We start from the raw sequence: 4,463 nt of genomic DNA on the forward strand, positions 1-4,463 counted from the left end.
ACGAGAATGCGGCGCGGAATCTGGCGGCTCTTGCGGCCGCCGTCGCCGGGAGTGGACCGGAGACGAAAAACGCCCGTCGAGAGGATGTAAGACCAGGCCCCGCCGGGCGGTCTTCGATGAAACGGGAAGCCGGCACCGGGCAACCGGGTAAGACCGGCGCCCCTGCCCCGCAAGGGACGGGTACTTGAAACAGATGTATATGTTTCAAGTAACGGTTCATAGGCCGAGTTCCATTCTCCAATTCTGCGTAAACCCTGGGGGCGCCCAGGGCGCACTGAACATGTTCCGCAGGTCTTGCGAATCTCCCGCAAAACGGTCATCCTATGGTATAGACGGGCGTAAGCATGCCCAAGAAGGCTCAGGCCCGACCGACGAGTCGGTGCCCGGGTCAGCCGTTTGGATGACGGGAGGCGTGGGGAGTGTCAAAAGAGCCAAACATTCTCATTCTAACCGGAAGTTTTGGCGATGGACATCTTCAGGTGGCCCGGGTGTTGCGAAACGGCTTCCAGAAACAAGGTGTTCGAAAGGTCCGGGTGTTGGACTTGTTTGCCGAGGCGCACCCAGTGATCAATCAGGTCACGCGCTACGCCTATCTCATGGGTTATGGGGTGGCGCCGTCGATTTACGGATGGATGTACACGTCCACCCGGGATATGGAACAGGACGGGATGTTTGCCCGCTTGCTCAGCTCCTTCGGGGAACAGACTTTGCGGCGGATCTTGAAAGAAGAGCGGCCCGACGCGGTCATTAACACGTTTCCGGTCTCGACCATGCCGGAGCTGCGGCAAAAACTGGGCATGGAGATCCCCCTCGCCGCGGTGATCACCGATTTTGCGCTGCATCAGCGCTGGCTTCACCCGGCGATCGACCGTTATTACGTGGCCACGGAGGATTTAAAGCAGGGGCTCGTCCGGCGGCAGATCCCGGAAGACCGCGTCGTGGTAAGCGGCATCCCCATCCGCGAGTCCTTTGCGACGCCGGTGGACCGAAACACAATCTATGGAAAATACCATTTTGACCCGAGGAAGAAAATCGTCCTGGTGATGGCCGGAGCCTATGGGGTGCTTCAGAACACCCGGCAGATCTGCAAAATCCTGGCCCAGGACCCGGACCTGGAGGTTGTGGTGGTGTGTGGCAAAAACCAGCCGTTACGTAAAGTGCTGGAAACCACCTTGGCCGACCAGCCGTCCATTCACGTGTTCGGTTTTGTCGAACAGATCCACGAATTCATGGCTGTGGCCTCGGCGATGATCACCAAAGCTGGGGCCATCACCCTGTCCGAAGCCCTGGCCATGAAACTGCCCACCTTGATTTTTCGGCCCGCTCCGGGGCAGGAGCGGGAGAACGCTTCGTACCTTGCGGGCAAGGGCGCGGTGATCGTCTTCAAGGACATGGACGAATTTCGGGTGCGGGTGGGGCCGCTGCTCCGGGACGAACGCCGCCTCGGACAGATGAGACAGGCGATGGCGGCCTTGCAAAAGCCCTTTGCTGCCGATACAATCGTCAAGGATACATTAGATTTGATACAATCGCAGATCCGCATGACCCCGGTCCATCGGTGAGCGCCATTTTGCATCGACTCATCGAAGGGTGTCGGTGCATCGGCAAGTGTCGGGGCTGTGGACCCGGGCGGGGGGCGTCATCAGGATGTGGGCGGCAGCAGGGCGTCGGTCCTAGAGACAAAAGCCTTGCCCAGCCATGCCCTGCCCCGGGCCAATGGCCGCCGTCGGGAAGGGGATCGAATGGAGATATTGAAGCGAGCGGGGATGACAGAAGGCCTTTTGCCCGTATCCATGGTGTTATTTTTCGTGGAACTGGTCCGGGGGGCGTACTTGGGTTCTTTTTTGCCCACATATGTGACAAACGGGCTGGGGCTGTCCGTCACCACGGTCGGTGCCGCTGTCACCGCTCATTTCGTGATGGACACTTTTACAAAGAGCTTTCTCGGTCATTTGTTGGACCGTTTTTCCTCCCGAAAAGTGGTATTCGGTGGGCTGCTCATTTCAATGTTCGGACTGTTCATGACGTACGGGGCGCCCTTTGCCTGGCTCGTCATCGCCGGGGCCGGGGTGTTTGGCATCGGCATTTCGCCGGTGTGGATCGTGGCCCTGAGCACCGTGAAAGCCAGCGCCGCCCGGGCGACACAAATGGGCGCTTTGTACACCCTGTGGCTGGCGGGGCTTGGGGCCGGCCCGATCCTCCTCAATTTTTTCCTCGATAAGGGATATCACCTGTCTTTCTGGCTGATGGTCGCCTTCTGGGTGCTGGGATGGCTGCTCTCCCTGCGCCTGGCGGACCAAACCATCTCCGAAGTGGAAACCCCCTCTTTCGCCGCCCAGTTTCGGGCGCTGTGGCTGCGGCTGAGAACCATGCGGCCCCTTCTGCCGGGCATGATGCTTCAGACCACCGCCGCCAGCATGCTGGTGCCGATTCTCCCGAGTTACGCCGCCCACCACGTGGGGCTCAGTTACAGCCAATATTCTTACGTGCTGCTCGCCGGAGGGTTCTGTGCCGTGATCGCCATGGTGCCCATGGGACGGCTCTCGGACCGCCGAGGGCGAAAATGGTTTCTGGTGGGCGGTTTTGCGGGATTCGCCCTCACCCTGTACGCCCTGACCATGGTGGGGAGCCTTCGCGCCGCTATATTGGTGGCGATCGTTTTAGGGCTGTCTTACGCCGCGGTGCTCCCGGTGTGGAATGCTGTTCTCTCTTACCAAGTGCCGGACGACCAACAGGGGCTGGGCTGGGGGGTCTTCTCCAGCGTGGAGGGCATCGGCGTGATGATCGGGCCGATTCTCGGCGGACGGATTGCCGATCTGTACAGCGAAACCGGGACTGTGGTGGTGAGCGCAACCCTGCTCGGCATCCTCGCCGTGTTTTATCTGCTTTTTCCGTTCTCCCATTTAATTCGAGATCGCCGGCGCCGCTCCTGATCGATTGGTAAATGACGGGACACACTATCCGTGAACCCGGGGTCGCCAGGCTGCAGGACCCGCACTCGCACTGCGAGATGGCAAGCCACGCCCCGGAAATTCCTTCTCGCCAAAGGAGGATTGGTCTCGTGGGAGAACGGATCATCTCCGTGAAAAAGAACACGGACGGCGACATTGTGGCGGTGAAGTTGAGTTCGGGGAAAATTCTCCAATACGATGAAGCGGTGGAGAAGGCGAAAAAAGGGGAGATCGAGCACGTGGATGTGGTTCAGCGATACGGTCGCGACATCCTGCGCAGCGAGGCGGACGGCACGACAGAGAATAACCTCGACCGCCTGCCCACTTTCGAGTAAGCCGCCCTGCAGCGGGGGGACCGCCCTTGGGCGCACGCACCCGGCGTCTGCGGAATACAGTACCCTAGACCATCATGGAGAAAAGGGGTACGATCATGCAGATCCACGTGGTGCAGCGGGGGGAGAGCCTGTGGAGCATTTCCCGCCGATACGGGGTGGCGCTGAACCAAATCGCCGCTGCGAACCAATTGCCGGATCCCAACCGCCTAGTCCCCGGCCTGGCGCTGGTGATCCCCACCCCCTCCCCCGGCCCCAAGCCGACCATCGATGTGAACGCTTTTACTTTTCAATTCAGTCCCGCCGGCGCCCAGGAGGTTCGCCGGCACGGACGACACCTCACGTACATGTCACCCTTTGCGTATCGCATCCGCAGCGATGGCACTTTAGAGACGATCGACGATACGGCCCTGATTCAGGCTGCCGTCGCCACCCGGGTGGTGCCGATGATGGCCATCACCAATTTCACGTCCCGGGAGTTGGGGACGGACCGGGCCCATGCCGTGCTCAGCAGCACCGCCGTGCAGGACCGCCTGCTCAACAACATTGTGGCCATGATGAGGAACAAAGGCTACCGCGGACTGAACATCGATTTCGAAAATGTTCTCCCCGCGGACCGTCAGGCCTACAACGCCTTCCTCCAGCGGGCGGTCAACAGGCTGCACGCGGAGAACTATTTTGTCTCCACGTCCCTGGCCCCGAAAACCAGCGGCGCCCAGCGGGGATTGTTGTATGAGGCCCACGACTACCCGGCTCACGGGCGGATCGCCGATTTTGTCGTGCTCATGACGTATGAATGGGGCTATCGCCTGGGGCCGCCCAGGGCCATCTCCCCCGTCAACCTGATCCGCGGTGTGCTCGACTACGCGGTATCGGTGATTCCGCGGAACAAGATTCTGATGGGCTTTCAAATTTACGCCCGGGATTGGCGGATTCCCCACCGGCCCGGGATGCAGGCGGAGACCATCAGCAACCAGGAAGCGGTGCGCCGGGCTGTGCAGCACGGTGCCGTGATCCAGTACGACTGGACCGCCCAGTCGCCCTATTTTCGCTATTGGGACGCCCGGGGTCAGGGCCACGAAGTGTGGTTCGAAGATGCCCGAAGCGCCCAGGCGAAGTTCAACCTGGTGAAAAGTTATCGATTGCGGGGCCTGAGTTATTGGGTGCTGGGCTACCCGTT

At 60.5% G+C, this 4,463-nt stretch carries 4 protein-coding genes and 1 pseudogene; all 5 read left to right on the plus strand.

Features of this window, described 5'->3' with window-relative positions; all coding sequences use genetic code 11:
- Window positions 1-188, plus strand: a pseudogene (locus K6T64_RS16290) (IS607 family element RNA-guided endonuclease TnpB); the annotation flags it as partial.
- Between the two features lie 231 nt (window positions 189-419).
- Entirely contained in the window at window positions 420-1,562 is a 1,143-nt protein-coding gene (locus tag K6T64_RS16295) for a diglucosyl diacylglycerol synthase (protein ID WP_288011166.1), read from the plus strand.
- A 180-nt stretch (window positions 1,563-1,742) separates the two neighbouring features.
- Window positions 1,743-2,933: an MFS transporter gene (locus K6T64_RS16300; RefSeq protein WP_100668701.1), complete on the plus strand. Its 1,191-nt coding sequence runs from the start codon at window positions 1,743-1,745 to the stop codon at window positions 2,931-2,933.
- Window positions 2,934-3,061: 128 nt separating this feature from the next.
- Window positions 3,062-3,286, plus strand: coding sequence for a DUF3892 domain-containing protein (locus K6T64_RS16305; RefSeq protein ID WP_232059744.1), 225 nt, complete (start codon window positions 3,062-3,064; stop codon window positions 3,284-3,286).
- A 95-nt stretch (window positions 3,287-3,381) separates the two neighbouring features.
- Window positions 3,382-4,463 (plus strand): glycosyl hydrolase family 18 protein (locus K6T64_RS16310; RefSeq protein WP_288011170.1); only part of this gene is annotated, 1,082 nt, incomplete at its 3' end.

Origin of the sequence: Kyrpidia sp., assembly GCF_023512215.1 — a bacterium.
Lineage (GTDB): Bacteria > Bacillota > Bacilli > Kyrpidiales > Kyrpidiaceae > Kyrpidia > Kyrpidia spormannii.